Source organism: Nocardioides kongjuensis (genome assembly GCF_013409625.1).
Lineage (GTDB): Bacteria > Actinomycetota > Actinomycetes > Propionibacteriales > Nocardioidaceae > Nocardioides > Nocardioides kongjuensis.
The window spans coordinates 2,027,933-2,046,218 of sequence record NZ_JACCBF010000001.1 but is presented as its reverse complement, the minus strand read 5'-3'; the positions used below and the strand labels follow the sequence as shown (position 1 = coordinate 2,046,218).

The window sequence follows — 18,286 nt, the reverse complement described above, 5'->3', positions numbered from 1 at the left end:
TCGGGCCGGGTCGGTCAGTCCTCGGGGTCGTCGAGCCGGGCCAGCCAGGTGGCGAACCGCTCGACGGCCGTCTCGAACTCCGGGTGGGTGTCGACGAACTCCTGCAGCCGTTCGCCGAGCCAGGCCAAGGTGACCTCCTCGTCGCCCCGGCGCTGCTCGAGCTCCTCGATGCCGCGGTCCGTGAAGTACATCAGGCGAACGCCTCGCCGATGAGGACCTTCGCCTCCTCCTGGTGGCGCTTGGCCGTACCGACCGCCGTGGTCGAGGACGCGGCGCGGGTGACGGGCTCGATGGCCCGGCCGAGCTGCGGGACGACGTTGAGGTAGAACGACGGCCACGGGCCCTGGTTGTAGGGCTCGTCCTGAACCCACTTCACGGTGGCGTTCGGGTACTTGTCGAGCTCGGCCTTCACCTGCTCGGTCGGCCACGGGTAGAGCTGCTCGACACGCAGGATCGCGACGTCGTCGCGCTCGGACTTCTGGCGCTCGACCATCAGGTCCCAGGTCAGCCGGCCCGAGACGAGCAGCACGGTCTTCACCTTGGCCGGGTCGGCCGTCGCGTCGCCGATCACCGGGCGGAACTCGCCGGAGGTGAAGTCGGAGGGCTGCGAGGCGGCCTCCTTGCGCTTGAGCATCGACTTCGGCGTGAACACGATGAGCGGCTTGTGCTCCTCGCCGAGGGAGTGGCGGCGCAGCAGGTGGAAGTACGACGCGGGCGTCGACGGCTGGGCGACGACCATCGCCTCGTCGGCACACAGGGCGAGGAACCGCTCGATGCGCGCGGAGGAGTGGTCGGCACCCTGGCCCTCGTAGCCGTGCGGCAGCAGCAGCACGACGCCGGAGTCCTGGCCCCACTTGGTCTTGCCGGCCGAGATGTACTCGTCGATGACCGACTGGGCGCCGTTGACGAAGTCGCCGAACTGGGCCTCCCACAGCACGAGCGCGTCGGGGCGGGCCACGGAGTAGCCGTACTCGAAGCCGAGCGCGGCGTACTCCGAGAGCAGGCTGTCGTAGACGAAGAACTTCGCCTGCTCCTCGGTGAGGTTGGCCAGCGGCGTCCACTCGTCGGCGTTGACCCGGTCGATGATCGTCGCGAACCGCTGCACGAAGGTGCCGCGGCGCGAGTCCTGACCGGCCAGGCGCACGGGGCGTCCGTCCATGAGCAGCGAGCCGAACGCGAGGATCTCGCCGGTGCCCCAGTCGATGGGGCCGTCGGCGATCGCGGCGGCGCGGCGCTGGAGCTGGGGCATCACCTTCGGGTGGACGGTGAAGCCGTCCGGCGGGGTGACGTAGGCGTCGGCGATCCGCTTGAGGACCTCCGGGGTCACGGCGGTCTGGGTCTCGCCGACCGACTTGTCCGGGTAGTCGGGGACCGTGGTCCACTCCTTGGGCGCCGACGACGCCTCGCGGACCTCGGTGAACACGCGCTCCAGCTGCTGCTGGTAGTCGCGCAGCACCTGCTCGGCCTCCTCGATCGTGATGTCGCCACGACCGATGAGGGACTCCGTGTAGAGCTTGCGGACCGAGCGCTTCTGCTCGATGAGGTCGTACATCAGCGGCTGGGTGTACGACGGGTCGTCGCCCTCGTTGTGACCGCGGCGGCGGTAGCAGACGAGGTCGATGACGACGTCGCTGTTGAACGCCTGGCGGTACTCGAACGCGAGCCGGGCGACGCGGATGCACGCCTCCGGGTCGTCGCCGTTGACGTGGAAGATCGGCGCCTGCACCATCCGGGCCACGTCGGTGCAGTAGAGCGTCGAGCGCGACGAGCCGGGGGAGGTGGTGAACCCGACCTGGTTGTTGATGACGACGTGGATCGTGCCACCGGTGCGGTAGCCGCGCAGCTGCGAGAGGTTGAGCGTCTCGGCCACGACACCTTGGCCCGCGAAGGCCGCGTCGCCGTGGATCAGCAGCGGCAGCACCGGGAACTCGGCACCCCGGTCGAGCACGTCCTGCTTGGCGCGGGCGATGCCCTCGAGCACCGGGTCGACCGTCTCGAGGTGCGAGGGGTTCGCGGCGATCGACACGGCGATGGTCTCGCCGGTGCCGGCCACGAACGTGCCCTCGGCGCCCAGGTGGTACTTGACGTCGCCGGAGCCCTGGACCGTGCGCGGGTCGATGTTGCCCTCGAACTCGCGGAAGATCTGGTTGTAGGACTTGCCGACGATGTTGGCCAGCATGTTGAGCCGGCCGCGGTGGGCCATGCCGATCGCGACCTCGACCAGGCCGGCCTGAGCGGCCGCCTCGGCGATCTCGTCGACGACGGGGACCGTGGTCTCGCCACCCTCGAGCGAGAACCGCTTCTGGCCGACGAACTTGGTCTGCAGGAAGGTCTCGAAGGCCTCGGCCTGGTTGAGCTTCAGCAGGATCCGCAGCTGCTCCTCGCGGGGCGGCTTGCTGTGGGGCTGCTCGACGCGCTCCTGGATCCACGCACGCTGCTCGGGATCCATGATGTGCATGTACTCGATGCCGGTGGTGCGGCAGTAGGAGTCACGCAGGATGCCGAGGATGTCGCGCAGCTTCATGAAGCGGCGGTCGCGGCCGCCGAACGAGCCGGTCGGGAACTCGCGCTCGAGGTCCCACAGGGTCAGGCCGTGCGACTCGATGCGCAGGTCCGGGTGGCTGCGCTGCTTGTACTCCAGCGGGTCGGTGTCGGCCATCAGGTGGCCGCGCACGCGGTAGGCGTGGATCAGCTCGAGGATCCGGGCCTGCTTGTCGATCTGGTCGTCGTGGGACGTCGCGATGTCGGCGTTCCAGCGGATCGGCTCGTAGGGGATCCGCAGCGCACGGAAGATCTCGTCGTAGAAGCCGTCCTGGCCCAGCAGGTACTTGTGCACCTGGCCGAGGAACTCGCCCGACTGCGCGCCCTGGATGACGCGGTGGTCGTAGGTCGAGGTCATCGTCATGATCCGGGAGATCGCGTTGCGCGCGATCGTGTCCTCGGACGCGCCCTGGAACTCGGGCGGGTAGTCCATCGAGCCCACGCCGATGATCGCGGCCTGGCCCTGCATGAGGCGGGGGACCGAGTTGTTGGTGCCGAGGCCGCCGACGTTGGTGAGGCTGACCGTCGTGCCGGAGTAGTCCTCCATGGTCAGCTTGTTGTCCTTGGCCTTGCGCACGATGTCCTCGTACGCCGTCCAGAACTGCGCGAAGTCCATCGACTCGCACGCCTTGATGCTGGGCGCGACCAGCTGGCGGGTGCCGTCCTTCTTCTGCTGGTCGATCGCCAGGCCCAGGTTGATATGGGCCGGCGTCACCATGGTCGGCTTGCCGTCGATCTCGTCGTAGGTGTTGTTCATCGCCGGCAGCGCCTTGATCGCCTTGACGATCGCGTAGCCGATGAGGTGGGTGAAGGACACCTTGCCGCCGCGGGCGCGCTTGAGGTGGCTGTTGATGACGATGCGGTTGTCCCAGAGCAGCTTGACCGGGATGTTGCGCACCGAGGTCGCCGTCGGCACCGACAGCGAGATGTCCATGTTCTTCGCGGTCGCGGCAGGGATGCCGCGCAGCACCGTCAGGGTGGGCTCGTCGCTGGCGGTGACCGGCGCCGGGCGCGGGGCGTCCTTCGGCGTCGGGGCGGGGGAGTCGGCCTTCGGCGGCGTCGGCGTCGTCGAGGAGGCGGGGCTCACCTGCGGGGCAGGGGTGGCCTTCGGGGTCGGCGCGGTGGCGGCCGGGGCGGCGGGGGTCGCGGCCGGCGCGGCCGGGACTGCCGGGGCTGCGGGCGCGGCCGGGGCGGGGGCCGTTGCGACCGGAGCAGCAGGGGCGGCGACCGCGGTCGTCGTGCCGTTGCTGCTGCCGTTCCTGAAGAACGTCGCCCATGCGGGATCGACGCTGCTCGGATCGGCCTCGAACCGTTCCTTCATCTCCTCCACGAGCCACTCGTTGGCCCCGAAGTCCTCAGGAACGGGAGATCCGGTGGACTGGTCTGACGACTGCGTCACGACGTGCTTCGCCTCTTCCGATGAGCTGGACGCACCCGCCGCCGATAGCGGGTGGCTGTCGACCGCCAAGGCTAGTCCCCCGGGGAAGCAAATACCGCCCTGTGGTCACCCTTTGCTGCGAGGTGTTGCGCATCAGACACCGAGGCGCCGTTTCCGGCCCGTGGAACGTGTTCTCGTCCTGCGGTGGTCAGGCGGTCAGCATGCCGTCGCGGGCCTCGCGCGCACCACGTCCGGCGAGAGCGTCCGCGCGCTCGTTGCCGGGGTCGCCGGCATGCCCCTTGACCCAGTGCCACTCCACGTCGTGGGCGGCCGCGGCGACGTCCAGCCGGCGCCACAGGTCGTCGTTCTTGACCGGCGCCTTGGCGGACGTGCGCCAGCCGTTCGCCTTCCACTTGGCCACCCACGACAGGATCCCGTTGCGGACGTAGCTGCTGTCGGTGTGGATGTCGACGGCCGAGCGCCGGTTGAGCGACTCGAGGGCCTGGATGGCCGCCATCAGCTCCATCCGGTTGTTGGTCGTGGCCACCTCGCCGCCGTACAGCTCCTTCTCGTGCTGGCCGTAGCGCATCAGCGCACCCCAGCCGCCCGGCCCCGGGTTGCCCAGGCAGGCCCCGTCGGTGTGGATGGTGACGCGGGAGGTCGAGTCGGTCGGCACAGGGGCAGAGCGTACGTGCCCCGGAACGGCGAGAACCGCAGGCCCGGCGGCCTGCGGTTCGTGAGCGCCTCCGGCAGGATTCGAACCTGCGACACCTGGTACCGGAAACCAGTGCTCTATCCCCTGAGCTACGGAGGCATGCGCGCCGACGGTGAGGTCGGTGGCGCGATGAGGAACCCTACCGGGCGATATCCGTGCAAAGGAAACCGGTACCCATCGATACCCTTGGCCGGTGACTCCAGCGCAGCTCTCCGCCACGATCGTCGATGCCCTCTCGACGCTCGTCGACCAGGGTGATCTCGCCCTGCCCGACGGCGTCCCCAGCGAGGTGACGGTGGAGCGACCGCGGCAGAAGGGGCACGGGGACTACGCGACCAACGTCGCGCTGCAGCTGGCCAAGAAGGCGGGCACCAACCCGCGCGCCCTCGGCGAGCTCCTGGCGGCGCGGCTCAAGGAGGCCGACGGCATCGCCGACGTCGAGCTGGCCGGGCCGGGCTTCCTCAACATCACCGTCGAGGCCGGTGCACAGGGACAGGTGGCGGCCGAGGTCGTCGCGGCCGGGCAGGCGTACGGACGCACCGACACCCTCGGCGGCCAGAAGATCAACGTCGAGTTCATCTCCGCCAACCCGACCGGACCGCTGCACCTCGGGCACACCCGGTGGGCGGTGCTCGGCGACGCGATCGGCCGGGTGCTCGCGGCAGCCGGCGCCGACGTGACGCGCGAGTTCTACATCAACGACCGCGGCGTGCAGATGAACCACTTCGCCGACTCGATCATCGCCGCGGCGCTGGGCGAGCCGAAGCCCGAGGACGGGTACGCCGGCGAGTACATCGACGACCTGGCCAAGGCCGTCGAGGCCGCCAGCCCCGGCATCTTCCAGCTGGAGGGCGACGAGCGGCGCGCCGCCGTGCGTGCGAAGGGCTACGAGATCCAGCTCGCGGAGCAGCAGGCGCAGCTCGCCGGGTTCAACACCCACTTCGACGTCTGGTTCTCCGAGCTGTCCCTGCACGACTCGGGCTCGGTGCCCGAGACGCTGGCGAGGCTCAAGGAGCTCGGTCACGTCTTCGAGCAGGACGGCGCGCTGTGGATGCGCACCACCGACTTCGGCGACGACAAGGACCGCGTCCTCATCAAGTCCGACGGTGAGCTGACCTACTTCGCGTCCGACACGGCCTACTACCTCAACAAGCGGGCGCGGGGCTTCGAGCACTGCATCTACCTGCTGGGCGCCGACCACCACGGGTACGTCGGCCGGCTCCGTGCCATGGCGGCGTGCGTCGGCGACGACCCCGACCAGACCCTCGACGTGATGATCGGGCAGCTGGTCAAGATCCTCAAGGACGGCCAGGAGCTCAAGCTCTCCAAGCGGGCCGGCAACATCGTCACCCTCGACGACCTGGCCAGGGAGATCGGCGTCGACGCGCTGCGCTACTCGCTGGCGCGCTACCCGGCCGACTCGCCGCTGACCCTCGACGTCGCCGAGATCACCAAGGCGTCCAACGACAACCCGGTCTACTACGTGCAGTACGCCCACGCGCGGACCTGCCGGATGCTCGCCAACGCCGCGGACCTCGGGATGACGCTGCCCGGCGACGCCTTCGACCCGAGCCTGCTCGACCACGAGCGCGACGGCGAGCTGCTGCGCGCCCTGGCCGAGTACCCGCGGGTCGTCGCCAGCGCCGCGGAGCTGCGTGAGCCGCACCGGGTCGCGCGCTACCTGGAGGACACGGCCTCGGTGTTCAACAAGTGGTACGACACCAAGGAGTGCCGGATGCTGCCGCAGGGCGACGAGCCCGTCGGCCCGGCCAACCTGGCACGGATGGTGCTCGTGGTCGCCACGCAGACCGTCATCGCCAACGGCCTGGACCTGCTCGGTGTCTCCGCGCCGGAGCGCATGTGATGGGACGCGTCCCGCCCGGCGACTACGCCGGTACGTCGCCCGTCTGGCTGCGCGAGCCCGCTGACGTCAACGCGCTCGTGCCGCAGCTGTGGTCGTCGTCGGCACGCAAGGACGACGGGGTGCTCCACGTCGGCGGCCTGGCGGTCCCGGACCTGGTCGCCGACGTCAACACCCCCGCGTACGTCCTCGACGAGGACGACTTCCGCTCGCGGGCCCGCGCGTTCCGCGACGGCTTCGCCGGCTACGACGTCTACTACGCCGGCAAGGCGTTCCTGTGCACCGCCGTCGCCCGGTGGGTGGCCGAGGAGGGGCTGTGCCTCGACGTGTGCAGCGACGGCGAGCTGACCGTCGCCCTGCGCGCCGGCACCGACCCCGCGCGGATCGGCTACCACGGCAACAACAAGACGGCGATGGAGCTGCGGCGTGCAGTCGATGCCGGCGTCGGCCGGATCATCGTCGACTCGTTCCACGAGATCGACCGGGTCGCCGACGTCGCCCGGCAGCTGGGCGTGCGCCAGGGCGTGATGATCCGGGTCACCGCCGGCGTCGAGGCGCACACCCACGAGTTCATCGCGACCGCCCACGAGGACCAGAAGTTCGGCTTCTCGATCTCCTCGGGTGACGCCTTCGAGGCCGCGTCGCGCGTCGTCGCCGCCGAGGGCCTCGAGCTGCGCGGCCTGCACAGCCACATCGGGTCGCAGATCTTCGACACCTCCGGCTGGGAGGTCGCCGCGCGCCGTGTGCTCGCCCTGCACGCCCGCATCGGCACCGAGCTCGGCGAGGTGCTGCCCGAGCTGGACCTCGGCGGCGGCTTCGGCATCGCCTACACGACCCAGGACGACCCCGCCGACCCGGCCGTGCTGGCCGAGCAGATCACCAAGATCGTCACGGGGGAGTGCGCGGCTCTCGGCATCGCCGTCCCGCACCTGTCGATCGAGCCCGGTCGCGCCATCGTCGGGCCGGCGATGTGCACCGTCTACACCGTCGGCACCGTCAAGCAGGTTGCGCTCGACGGCGGCGCGACCCGCACGTACGTCTCGGTCGACGGCGGGATGAGCGACAACATCCGCACCGCGCTGTACGACGCCGACTACTCCTGCACCCTCGCCTCCCGTGCCTCCGACGCCGCACCGGTGCTGGCGCGCGTCGTCGGCAAGCACTGCGAGTCCGGCGACATCGTGGTCAAGGACGAGTTCCTGCCCGGCGACATCGCCCCGGGCGACCTGGTCGCCGTGCCCGCGACCGGCGCCTACGGCCGGTCGATGGCGTCCAACTACAACCACGCCCTCCGCCCACCGGTGGTCGCGGTCAAGGGCGGGCAGGCCCGGGTCGTCGTGCGCCGGGAGACGGTCGACGACCTGCTCGCCACCGACCTCGGCTGACTAACGGCGCCCGACGAGCCGCACCGGCCCGTCGCCGTACTGCTGCAGCACGTCCCCCGGATTGGCCAGCGAGCACGACTTCAGCGACAGGCAGCCGCAGCCGATGCAGTCGTCGAGCGTGTCGCGCAGCCTCTCCAGCCGGGTGATGCGTTCGTCGAGGGTGGTGCGCCAGGCCCGGGACAGGCGCGCCCAGTCCGCCTTGGTGGGGGTGCGGCCCTCGGGGAGGGTGGCGAGCGCGTCACGGATCTCGGCGAGGGAGACGCCGACGCCCTGGGAGACCCGGATGAAGGCGACGCGGCGCAGCACGTCGCGGTGGTAGCGGCGCTGGTTGCCGGCCGTGCGGATGCTGGTGATCAGGCCCTCGCGCTCGTAGTAGTGCAGGGCGGAGACGGCCACACCCGAACGGTGGGCGACGTCGCCGGGAGTGAGGTCGTGGCTGCGGAGGGCGCGGTTGAGGTCCATTGACCTCAACCTTAGTTCAGGTTGTCGAATGCCGTCATGCACGCGATCCGTCACCACGCCTTCGGGCCCGCCGACCTCCTCCGCCTCGAGCAGCTCCCCGACCTCGACCCCGCGCCCGGCCAGCTCCGGGTCGCCGTCGAGGTCGCGGGGGTCCACCTGCTCGACACCTCCATCCGGGCGGGGGAGTCGTTCGGCGCCGGCCAGGCTCCGGAGCTGCCGGTGGTCCCGGGCCGAGAGGTCGCGGGGGTCGTCGACGGCGTGGGCGACGGCGTCGACGAGCGCTGGCTGGGACGGCGGGTCGTGGCGCACCTCGGCTTCGCCGGCGGTGGGTACGCCGACCAGGCGCTCGTCGACGCGAGCCGGGCCCACGCCCTGCCGGACCACCTCGACGCGGCCACCGCCGTCGCAGCGATCGGCACCGGCCGCACGGCGGCAGCGATCCTCGAGCTCTCCGGCCTCGCCGCCGACGACGTCGTCGCCGTCACCTCCGCCGCCGGCGGGCTCGGCACCCTGCTCCTGCAGGGCGTGCGCAACGTCGGCGCGACTGCGATCGGCGTCGCCGGCGGAGCCGAGAAGGTGGCCGTGGCCGCCAAGCACGGCGCCGACCCGGCGCTCGACCGCCGTACGCCCGGGTGGGCCGATGAGCTGCCCGCCCCACTGACCCTCGTCCTCGACGGGGTCGGCGGCGAGGTCGGGCAGGCGCTCTACGACCGGCTCGTCGTGGGCGGGCGGCTGGTCCGCTACGGCTGGGCGTCCGGGATCCAGAACGCGTACGACGACCCCGCCCGCCCCGTCGTCGACGTGCTCGGCCCGCCCATCATGAGCCGGCTGGCCGAGTTCGAGCGGCTGGCCCTGGCCGCGGCGGCCGACGGCGAGCGGGTGCCGTACGTCGGCGCCGCCTTCCCCCTCGCCGACGCTGCCGGCGCCCACCGCGCGCTGGAGAGCGGTGCCACCACGGGCAAGGTGGTCCTGCTGGTCGAGCGGCCGCTGTCGTGACCGCCCTCGTCGAGCCCACGGCGGCCTCGCCGTGGCGGGGCCGGCACGGCCGGACCACGGTCGGCGTGTTCGCGCTGGCGTTCCTCTTCGCCTTCGAGGCGCTGGCGGTCGCCACGGTCATGCCGGACGTGGCCGACGACCTCGACGGACTGCGCTGGTACGCCGTCGCCTTCGCCGCTCCGCTCGCGGCCTCCGTCGTCGCGCTCGCGGCTGCGGGAGCCGAGGTCGACCGGCGCGGCCCGGGCCCGGCGCTGCGCCGGGGGCTCCTCGTCTTCTGCGCCGGTGTCGTGATCGCCGGACTCGCGCCGTCGATGCCGGTCTTCCTGCTCGGGCGCCTCGTCCACGGCTACGGCGGCGGCGTGCTCGGCGTCGCGCTGTACGTCGTGATCGCGCAGGCCTACCCGGAGCAGCTGCGACCGCGCGTGTTCGCCGTGCTCACCACCGCGTGGGTGCTGCCCGCCCTCGTGGGTCCCGCGCTCGCGGCCCAGGTCGCCGCGGCCGTCGGCTGGCGCTGGGTGTTCCTCGGCGTCCCGCTGGTCGCGGTCGCCGCCTGGCTCCTGGTCGCCGACGCACCGTCACGACCCGGGGTCGACCGGTCCGAGCCCGGTCGGCTCCCGGTCGCGCTGCTGGCCGCGGGCGGCGTGCTGCTGGTCAGCCTGGCCGGCCAGCGCACCCTTCGCGCATGGCCGATCCTCGTCGCCGCCGGCCTCGTCGCGATCGCCGCCGGTGCGCGGCGCCTGCTGCCGCCCGGGACCTGGCGGATGGGCCCCGGCCTGCCTGCCGTCCTCGGCTCGCGTGCCGCGATCGGCACCGCCTTCGCCGCCGCCGAGGTCTACGTCCCGCTGCTGCTCACCCTGCAACGGGACCTCTCCCTGGCGCAGGCGGGGTGGGTGCTCACGACCGGGGCGGTGGCCTGGTCGGCCGGCGCCGTCCTCGCCGCCCGCTGGCGGGTGCTCGCCGACCAGCCCACGCGGGTCCGGCTCGGTGCCGTGCTCCTGGCCGCGGGGATCGGAGCTTTCGCGCTCGTCGCGGTGCCGGGCGTCCCGCTCGTCGTACCCGTGCTCGGGTGGGCCGCCGCCGGTCTCGGCATCGGCATGGCCTTCTCCACGCTCTCGGTGCTCGCCCTCGCGACCGCCCGGGCGGGAGAGGAGGGGCGGACGTCGTCCGCTCTCCAGCTCGACGACTACCTCGCCAACAGCGCCGGGCTGGCCCTCGGCGGCGTCGTCTTCGCGGGATTCGCCGCGACGGCGCCGGCAGCCGCGGCCACCGGGCTGGTGCTCGCCGCAGCCGTCACCGCTGCGCTCGCGCTGGTCCCGGCGACCCGGCTCGGCTAGGACGCCCGCAGCGAGAAGCGGGCGCGGTACTGCTGCGGCGAGAGGCCGACCCGGTCCCGGAAGTGCTTGCGCAGGGCGGCCGCCGTGCCGAAGCCGGCCCGCTCCGCGACCAGGTCGACGACGGCGTCGCTGGTCTCGAGCAGCTCCTTGGCCCGTTCGACACGTGCCTGGACCAGCCAGTTCCCCAGCGTGAGGCCGGTCTCGTCGCGGAACCTCCGGGTCAGCGTCCGCACGCTGAGCCCGAAGGCGGCGGCGACCTCGTCCAGGCTCACCGGCTGGTCGAGGCGGCCCAGCAGCCACGCCCGGACGTCGGCGGTGGTCCCCGGCCCCTCGGCGACCACCGGGCGGGCCACGAACTGCGACTGCCCGCCGCCACGGTGCGGCGGGGCGAGGGTCGCGCGCGACACGTCAGCGGCGACGGCCGCGCCGAGGTCCTTGGCGATGATGTGCAGCGTCAGGTCGATGGCGGCCGACGCGCCCGCCGCGGTCAGGACGTCGCCCTCGTCGACGAACAGGGCATCCGGCCGGAAGTCCACCTGCGGGAATGCCATGCGGAACTGCTCCGCCTTGCGCCAGTGGGTCGTCGCGGCCCGGCCGTCCAGCCGGCCCGACGCGGCGACGGTGAAGGCGCCGGTGCAGTAGGACACCACGCGCTGCGAGGTGCGCGCGGCGAGCCCGATCGGGTCCACGCCGTCGAGGGCGGTGTCCCACGGGGGCACGACGATCGTGTCGACCTCGTCGAGCACCGAGCGGTCCGCGCCGACCGCGACCGAGAAGTCCGCGGAGGTCGGCACCGGCCGGCCGTCCAGGCTGCAGGTCACGACGTCGTACGCGGCCCGGCCGTCGACCTCGGCGGCACCGAAGAACCGCGAGGCGATGCCGAGCTCGTAGGCGTAGACGCCGGGCAGTGCGACGACGCCGATGCGGTGCGGGGTGGTCGGACGCATGGCCAGATCATGACACATGTCGTCCATCTGGCCACTGGTGAACGGCCCCGATCGTCGGAAGGCTGGGCCCGCACCAAGCAGACGAGGACGAACGAAGGAGATGTGATGCGCGCAGTGCACTACACCGCGGCCGGCGCCGCAGCGGAGGTCATCGAGCTGGTCGAGGTCGCCGACCCGGTACCTGCCGCGGACGAGGTGCTCGTCCGGGTCGCCGCCGTCGGGCTGAACCCGGTGGACGTCAAGATCCGTGCGGCCGGCAGCGACTTCGGGCCGATCGAGTACTCGCCCCTGCCCGGCTGGGACCTGGCCGGCGAGGTCGTGGCGACCGGCGCGGCCGTGACGTCGCTGGAGGTCGGCGACGCCGTGTTCGGGCTGGCTCGCTTCCCGCGCGCGGCCCACACGCTCGCCGAGCTGGTCGCCGTGCCTGCCACGGACCTCGCCCGGGCCCCCGCGTCGTGGAAGGTCGAGCAGCAGGGCGCCGCGCCCCTGGCCGTGCTCACCGCCTGGCACGCGTTCGAGGCCGCCGGTCTCGGCCGCGACGCGACCGGCCAGCGGGTGCTGGTGCTCGGGGGAGCCGGCGGGGTCGGCCACCTCGCGATCCAGGTCGCCAAGGCCCGCGGCGCCCACGTCGTCGCCACCGCGAGCCCGGCCAAGCACGCCGTTCTGGCCGGCCTCGGCGCCGACGAGCTGGTCGACTACCGCGACGACGACGCCCTCGCGGCGATCGCGCCGGTCGACGTCGTGCTCTCCACGGTCGGTGACGGCGTCCCGCCGCTGGGTGCCGTCCGGGAGGGGACGGCGGTCATCACGATCACCGCGTTCCCCGACGGCGCGGTCGAGACGCTGCGCGCGGCCGGTGCGACCGGCCTCGAGCGGATCATGGTCGCGGCCGACGGCGCCGCCCTCGCCGAGGTCGCCGCCCTCGCCGACCAGGACCGCCTCACCGTGCTCGTCGACGCGGCCTTCCCCCTCGACGAGGTCGTCGCCGCCCAGGAGAGGCTGGAGACCGGCCGGGTGACGGGGAAGGTCGTCGTCACGCTGCCGTGACAGCAGCCCGACCCGGGTCCGGCGACCGCAAGGTGTCCGCGTTCTGCCGTCCCTGACGGGACGCTCCGCTGCCGCCGATACGATCAGCGGGTGAACAGTCCTCTCAAGGTTGCCGTGCTCGGTTGCGGTTCCGTGGGGTCGCAGGTGGTGCGGCTGCTCGGTGAGCAGGCCGACGACCTTGCGGCCAGGGTCGGGGCCCCCGTGGAGCTGGTCGGCGTCGCCGTACGACGTCTCGACAGCCCCCGCGAGGTCGAGGTGCCGGCCGGGCTGCTCACCACGGACGCCGCGGCGCTGGTCGCCCGCGACGACGTCGACGTGGTGATCGAGGTGATCGGCGGCATCGAGCCGGCACGGTCCCTCATCCTGTCCGCGCTCGAGCACGGCGCGTCGGTCGTCACCGCCAACAAGGCGCTGCTCGCCGAGGACGGCGCGACGCTGTTCGAGGCCGCCGAGAAGGCCGGCCGCGACCTCTACTACGAGGCGGCCGTCGCGGGCGCCATCCCGATCCTGCGCCCGCTGCGCGAGTCGCTCGCCGGCGACAAGGTGACCCGGGTGCTGGGCATCGTCAACGGCACGACCAACTTCATCCTCGACAAGATGGACACCTCGGGCGCGGGCTTCGGTGACGCGCTGGAGGAGGCCCAGGCGCTCGGGTACGCCGAGGCGGACCCGACCGCCGACGTCGAGGGCTTCGACGCGGCCGCGAAGGCCGCGATCCTGGCGAGCCTGGCGTTCCACTCGCGGGTGACCGCCAACGACGTGCACCGCGAGGGCATCACCGAGGTCAGCGCCGGAGACGTCCGCTCGGCGCGCGAGATGGACAGCGTCGTCAAGCTGCTCGCGATCGCGGAGCTGCGGACCGACGACAACGGCGAGGAGGCGGTCAGCGTCCGGGTCCACCCGGCGATGATCCCGAGGTCGCACCCGCTGGCCAGCGTCCGCGAGGCCTACAACGCGGTCTTCGTCGAGTCGGAGGCCGCCGGCCAGCTGATGTTCTACGGTCCCGGCGCCGGCGGCTCGCCGACCGCGAGCGCCGTCCTCGGCGACCTCGTCACGGTCGCGCGCAACCACCGCCAGGGCACGCGCGGCGTCGGCGAGTCGGCGTACGCCGACCGGGCCGTGCTGCCGATGGGGGAGACCCGTACCCGCTACCACGTCGCCATCGACGTGGACGACAAGGCGGGCGTGCTCGCGGCGGTGGCGCTGGCCTTCGCCGAGCACGGCGTCTCCATCCAGACCGTTCGTCAGGAGGGGCGGGGCGACGATGCCCAGCTCGTCGTCGTCTCGCACGAGGCCACGGACGCGGCGCTGGCCGCGACCGTCGACCACCTGCGTGACATGGACATCGTGCGCGAGGTCACCTCGGTGATGCGCGTCGAGGGAACCGAAGAGTGAGCATGAGCAACACCCCCAACGGCCAGGCCAACGGTCAGTGGCGCGGCGTCATCGAGGAGTACCGCGAGCTCCTCGACATCCCCCAGGACACGCCGGCGGTGACGCTGCGTGAGGGTGGCACCCCGCTGGTCCACTCCGAGTGGCTCTCCGGCCTGACCGGCGCCCAGGTGTGGCTCAAGGTCGAGGGCAACAACCCGACCGGCTCCTTCAAGGACCGCGGCATGACCACGGCCCTGTCCGTCGCCGTCCACGAGGGCGCCAAGGCCGTCGTGTGCGCCTCGACCGGCAACACGTCCGCGTCGATGGCCGCCTACGCCGCCAAGGCCGGCGTCACCCCGATCGTGCTGGTGCCCGAGGGCAAGATCGCCGCCGGCAAGATGGCCCAGGCCGTGCTGCACGGCTCCCAGGTCATCCAGGTCCGTGGCAACTTCGACGACTGCCTGCGGATGGCCCGCGAGATGGCGTGGAAGTACCCCGTCGCCCTGGTCAACTCGGTCAACCCGCACCGGCTCGAGGGCCAGAAGACCGCCGCCTTCGAGATCGTCGACTTCCTCGGCGACGCCCCCGACTACCACCTGCTGCCGGTCGGCAACGCCGGCAACATCTCGGCGTACTGGCTCGGCTACACCCAGTACGCCGGCCTCGGCCGCGCCACGAAGAAGCCGGTGATGCGCGGCTTCCAGGCCGAGGGTGCGGCGCCGCTGGTGACCGGCGAGCCGTTCCCCGATCCCGAGACCCGCGCCACCGCGATCCGGATCGGCAACCCCGCGTCCTGGAAGCTCGCCGAGGCGGCCCGCGACGAGTCCGGCGGCCGGTTCGCCGCCGTCTCCGACGGCCAGATCCTCGCGGCGCAGAAGGCGCTGGCGGCCAACGACGGCGTCTTCGTCGAGCCCGCGTCGGCCGCCGGCATCGCCGGCCTGCTCGCCGAGCTCGAGGCGGGGGAGTCCTACACCGGCACCACCGTCGCGATCACGGTCACCGGCCACGGCCTCAAGGACATCGCCACGGCGCTGGACGGGCTCGTCCTGCCCGACGTCGTGGTCGACGCCGACGTCGACGCCGCCGCTGCGGCCGCAGGTCTCTGAGCCCGATGACCTTCGTGGAGGGCCCGGTCCGGGTCCGGGTGCCCGCGACGTCGGCCAACCTCGGTCCCGGGTTCGACACGCTGGGCCTCGCCCTCGACCTGCACGACCGGCTCGAGGCCGAGGTGCTGCCCGACGGACTCGTCGTCGAGGTCCGGGGGTACGGCGAGGGGCAGGTCCCGCTCGACGAGCGGCACCTCGTGGTCCGCGCGATGCGCGCCACGTTCGACCGCCTCGGCCAGCAGCCCAGCGGCCTGCGGCTGTCCTGCACCAACGTCATCCCGCACGCTCGCGGCCTCGGCTCGTCGTCGGCCGCGATCGTCGCCGGCGTGTGGCTGGCCCGCGAGCTGGTCGCCGGCGGGCACCTGCTCCTCGACGACGCCGCCCTGCTCGACCTCGCCGCCCGGATGGAGGGACACCCCGACAACGTCGCCCCGGCGCTGCTCGGAGGCTTCGTCATCTCCGGCCAGGACGCCGACGGCTCGTTCTGGGCGGTCCCCGGCAGCGTCGACCCCCGCGTCGGTGCGGTCGTCTTCGTGCCGACCACCCCGGTCGAGACGGAGGCCGCCCGCGGGCTGCTGCCGGCCGACGTACCCCATGCGGACGCGGCCGCCAACGCCGGACGCGCCGCCCTCCTCGTCGCGGCCCTGTCCGGGCACCCCGAGGAGCTGCTGCGGGCCACCGAGGACCGGCTGCACCAGGAGTACCGCCGGCCCGCGATGCCCGAGAGCCTCGCCCTCGTCGAGGCCCTGCGCGCCGACGGCATACCGGCCGTGATCTCCGGTGCCGGCCCCACCGTGCTGGCCTTCACCGACGGCCCCGGCTCGGTCGCGACCGAGGAGCTCCTCGCCCGTTGCCCCGAGGGGTGGGGCGGGCACGCCTTGGCCGTCAGCGGCACCGGCGCCGCGCCGGACGACCGCTGAGCCCCGTGATCCCCGCCACCGTGGTGGTACATTGACGCAGCGCCGCAGTTCTCGGCGCCCCGGCGGGTTCGCCCCGCCCCTCTCCAGGAACGTCTGGCCCTCGGCCGGACGGACCTTCGCAGGACCAGACCAGTGCGCGTTCCGCCGTCGTTCGACCGTGGAACCCACGAGATACGTGGGAAGGACTCACGTGACCGAAACTTCCGAATCCACCGCGCCTGCCGCTGCCGCGGCCCCGAAGAAGCGCACCGGTGGACTCAACGCCATGCTGCTCGCCGACCTCAAGGCGATGGCGAACGGCATGGGCATCCGCGGCGCCGGCTCGATGAAGAAGGCCGCCCTCGTCGACGCGATCAAGGCCGCCCAGGCCGGTACGGCGACGCAGCGCAGCGCGCCGGCCGAGCAGCCGAAGGCCAAGGCCGAGCAGTCGAAGGCCGACCAGTCGAAGGCCGAGCAGCCGAAGTCGGACCAGCCGACGTCGGACCAGCCGACGTCGGACCAGCCGAAGGCGGACCAGCCGAAGGCGCAGCAGTCGGCAGCCGAGCAGCCGAAGGCCGAGCGGCCCAGGGACGACCAGCCCAAGGGCGGGCAGGTCGAGCAGTCCCGGGAGAAGCCCGAGCAGCAGAAGGCCGAGAAGGGCGACCAGCCGAAGGCCGACCAGCCGAAGGCCGAGGAGCCGAAGGGCCAGCAGCACAAGCAGCAGGGCCAGCGGCAGCAGAAGCAGAACCAGCAGAACCAGCAGGCCGGCCAGAACCAGCAGCAGAAGCAGCAGGGCGGCCAGCAGAAGCAGGACCAGCAGAACAAGCAGAACCAGCAGAACCAGCAGAACCAGCAGGACCAGGCGCGCGCCGCGGCTGCCGCTGCGGCCGGTGAGCACGACGACGTCGACGACGACGGCGACGGCGAGGGCGGCAGCCGCCGCAACCGCCGCCGCCGCGGCCGCGACCGCGACCGCACCAACCGTGCGGGCCGCGAGCCCGACACCGAGGTGCGCGAGGACGACGTCCTGGTGCCGGCCGCCGGCATCCTCGACGTCCTCGACAACTACGCGTTCGTCCGCACCGCCGGCTACCTGGCCGGACCCGACGACGTCTACCTGTCGCTCTCGATGGTCCGCAAGTACGGCCTGCGCCGCGGCGACGCGATCGCCGGCCAGGTCCGCCAGCCCCGCGACGGCGAGCGCCGCGAGAAGTTCAACCCGATGGTCCGCATCGAGTCGGTCAACGGCGTCGACCCGGAGCAGGCGAAGAACCGGGTCGAGTACACCCAGCTCACGCCGGTCTCGCCGACCGAGCGGCTGCGCCTCGAGACCGGCCAGGACGACCTGACGGGTCGGCTCATCGACATGGCGGCGCCCGTCGGCAAGGGCCAGCGCGGCCTGATCGTCTCGCCCGCCCGCGCCGGCAAGACGACGCTGCTGCAGTCGATTGCCAACGCGATCACGGCCAACAACCCCGAGTGCCACCTCATGGTCGTCCTCGTCGACGAGCGACCCGAGGAGGTCACCGACTTCGAGCGCTCGATCAAGGGCGAGGTCATCGCGAGCACCTTCGACCGCCCGGCGATCGATCACACCACCGTCGCCGAGCTGGCCGTCGAGCGGGCCAAGCGCCTGGTCGAGCTCGGCCACGACGTCGTGATCCTGCTCGACGGACTGACCCGGCTCGGCCGCGCGTACAACCTCGCGGCCCCCGCCAGCGGCCGGATCCTGTCGGGCGGCGTCGACTCGTCGGCGCTGTTCCCGCCGAAGCGGTTCTTCGGTGCGGCCCGCAACATCGAGAACGGCGGCTCGCTCACCATCCTCGCCACCGCGGTCGTCGACTCCGGCTCCCGCGTGGACGAGGTGATCTTCGAGGAGCTGCGCGGCACCGAGAACCTCGAGCTGCGCCTGCGCAGCGACTTCGCCGAGAAGCGGCTGTTCCCGGCCATCGACGTGGTCGCCTCGGGCACCCGCCGCGAGGAGCTGCTGCTCGGCAAGGAGGAGCTCGAGATCGTCTGGAAGCTGCGCCGCGAGCTGGCCGAGGGCGACCGGTCCGAGGCCCACGCAGCCCTGCTGCAGCGGCTGAAGGCCTCGCGCACCAACTACGAGTTCCTGCTCCGCGTGCAGCGCGACTGATCGTCGCGCCGGGAGCGGCCGCCCTGCATTTGGGTGGCGTGGCCGTCCCCCGTAGAATCGACTGTTGGCTCCGGTTCACGCCCCACAACCCGTGGTGCGACCCG

14 protein-coding genes and 1 tRNA gene are annotated in these 18,286 nt (G+C 72.5%); 9 read left to right on the top strand and 6 right to left on the bottom strand.

Annotation, left to right across the window (positions count from 1 at the left end; translation table 11 throughout):
- Positions 1 to 14: 14 nt before the first annotated feature.
- From BJ958_RS09880 to BJ958_RS09865, 4 genes are all read right to left on the bottom strand, one after another.
- Entirely contained in the window at positions 15 to 191 is a 177-nt protein-coding gene (locus BJ958_RS09880) for a DUF6104 family protein (protein ID WP_164483660.1), read from the bottom strand.
- On the bottom strand, positions 191 to 3,940 hold the full coding sequence (locus BJ958_RS09875; RefSeq protein ID WP_179726670.1) for a multifunctional oxoglutarate decarboxylase/oxoglutarate dehydrogenase thiamine pyrophosphate-binding subunit/dihydrolipoyllysine-residue succinyltransferase subunit: 3,750 nt from the start codon (positions 3,938 to 3,940) through the stop codon (positions 191 to 193). Before BJ958_RS09875 ends, BJ958_RS09880 begins: the two co-directional genes overlap by 1 nt.
- A 187-nt stretch (positions 3,941 to 4,127) precedes the next feature.
- Positions 4,128 to 4,595: a ribonuclease HI gene (gene rnhA, locus BJ958_RS09870; RefSeq protein WP_179726669.1), complete on the bottom strand. Its 468-nt coding sequence runs from the start codon at positions 4,593 to 4,595 to the stop codon at positions 4,128 to 4,130.
- Positions 4,596 to 4,660: 65 nt separating this feature from the next.
- Positions 4,661 to 4,733: transfer RNA gene (locus BJ958_RS09865), tRNA-Arg, on the bottom strand.
- 94 nt (positions 4,734 to 4,827) lie between these two features.
- Between BJ958_RS09865 and argS the strand changes: the two genes are divergently transcribed.
- Together argS and lysA are read left to right on the top strand one after the other, a co-directional pair.
- A complete protein-coding gene (gene argS / locus BJ958_RS09860; protein WP_179726668.1) occupies positions 4,828 to 6,498 on the top strand; it encodes an arginine--tRNA ligase in 1,671 nt (556 codons plus the stop codon).
- Positions 6,498 to 7,880 (top strand): diaminopimelate decarboxylase, encoded by a 1,383-nt coding sequence (gene lysA, locus BJ958_RS09855; protein WP_179726667.1) that lies wholly within the window; start codon positions 6,498 to 6,500, stop codon positions 7,878 to 7,880. Before argS ends, lysA begins: the two co-directional genes overlap by 1 nt.
- Here the strand turns inward: lysA and soxR are convergent, their stop codons facing one another.
- Complete coding sequence (soxR, locus tag BJ958_RS09850) at positions 7,881 to 8,342, bottom strand: redox-sensitive transcriptional activator SoxR (RefSeq protein WP_179726666.1); 462 nt, start codon at positions 8,340 to 8,342, stop codon at positions 7,881 to 7,883. It lies immediately after the preceding gene.
- Positions 8,343 to 8,378: 36 nt separating this feature from the next.
- Here soxR and BJ958_RS09845 point away from each other — a divergent pair, with 36 nt between their 5' ends.
- A complete protein-coding gene (locus BJ958_RS09845; RefSeq protein WP_179726665.1) occupies positions 8,379 to 9,338 on the top strand; it encodes a zinc-binding dehydrogenase in 960 nt (319 codons plus the stop codon).
- Entirely contained in the window at positions 9,335 to 10,672 is a 1,338-nt protein-coding gene (locus tag BJ958_RS09840; RefSeq protein WP_179726664.1) for an MFS transporter, read from the top strand. The genes BJ958_RS09845 and BJ958_RS09840 overlap by 4 nt, the downstream gene beginning before the upstream one ends.
- Here the strand turns inward: BJ958_RS09840 and BJ958_RS09835 are convergent.
- Positions 10,669 to 11,619, bottom strand: coding sequence for a GlxA family transcriptional regulator (locus BJ958_RS09835; protein WP_179726663.1), 951 nt, complete (start codon positions 11,617 to 11,619; stop codon positions 10,669 to 10,671). The genes BJ958_RS09840 and BJ958_RS09835 overlap by 4 nt on opposite strands.
- 105 nt (positions 11,620 to 11,724) lie before the next feature.
- Between BJ958_RS09835 and BJ958_RS09830 the strand changes: the two genes are divergently transcribed.
- The 5 genes from BJ958_RS09830 (at position 11,725) to rho (ending at position 18,182) form a co-directional block, all read left to right on the top strand.
- Positions 11,725 to 12,666 (top strand): NADP-dependent oxidoreductase, encoded by a 942-nt coding sequence (locus tag BJ958_RS09830; RefSeq protein ID WP_179726662.1) that lies wholly within the window; start codon positions 11,725 to 11,727, stop codon positions 12,664 to 12,666.
- 90 nt (positions 12,667 to 12,756) lie between these two features.
- Positions 12,757 to 14,061 carry a homoserine dehydrogenase gene (locus BJ958_RS09825; RefSeq protein ID WP_179726661.1) on the top strand — a complete coding sequence of 435 codons (1,305 nt, stop codon included), beginning with the start codon at positions 12,757 to 12,759 and terminating at the stop codon, positions 14,059 to 14,061.
- A 2-nt stretch (positions 14,062 to 14,063) separates the two neighbouring features.
- Positions 14,064 to 15,146 carry a threonine synthase gene (gene thrC, locus BJ958_RS09820; RefSeq protein ID WP_179726660.1) on the top strand — a complete coding sequence of 361 codons (1,083 nt, stop codon included), beginning with the start codon at positions 14,064 to 14,066 and terminating at the stop codon, positions 15,144 to 15,146.
- A gap of 5 nt (positions 15,147 to 15,151) precedes the next feature.
- Positions 15,152 to 16,066 carry a homoserine kinase gene (gene thrB / locus BJ958_RS09815; protein WP_179726659.1) on the top strand — a complete coding sequence of 305 codons (915 nt, stop codon included), beginning with the start codon at positions 15,152 to 15,154 and terminating at the stop codon, positions 16,064 to 16,066.
- A gap of 190 nt (positions 16,067 to 16,256) precedes the next feature.
- Positions 16,257 to 18,182, top strand: coding sequence for a transcription termination factor Rho (gene rho / locus BJ958_RS09810; protein WP_179726658.1), 1,926 nt, complete (start codon positions 16,257 to 16,259; stop codon positions 18,180 to 18,182).
- The last annotated feature ends 104 nt before the right edge of the window (positions 18,183 to 18,286 follow it).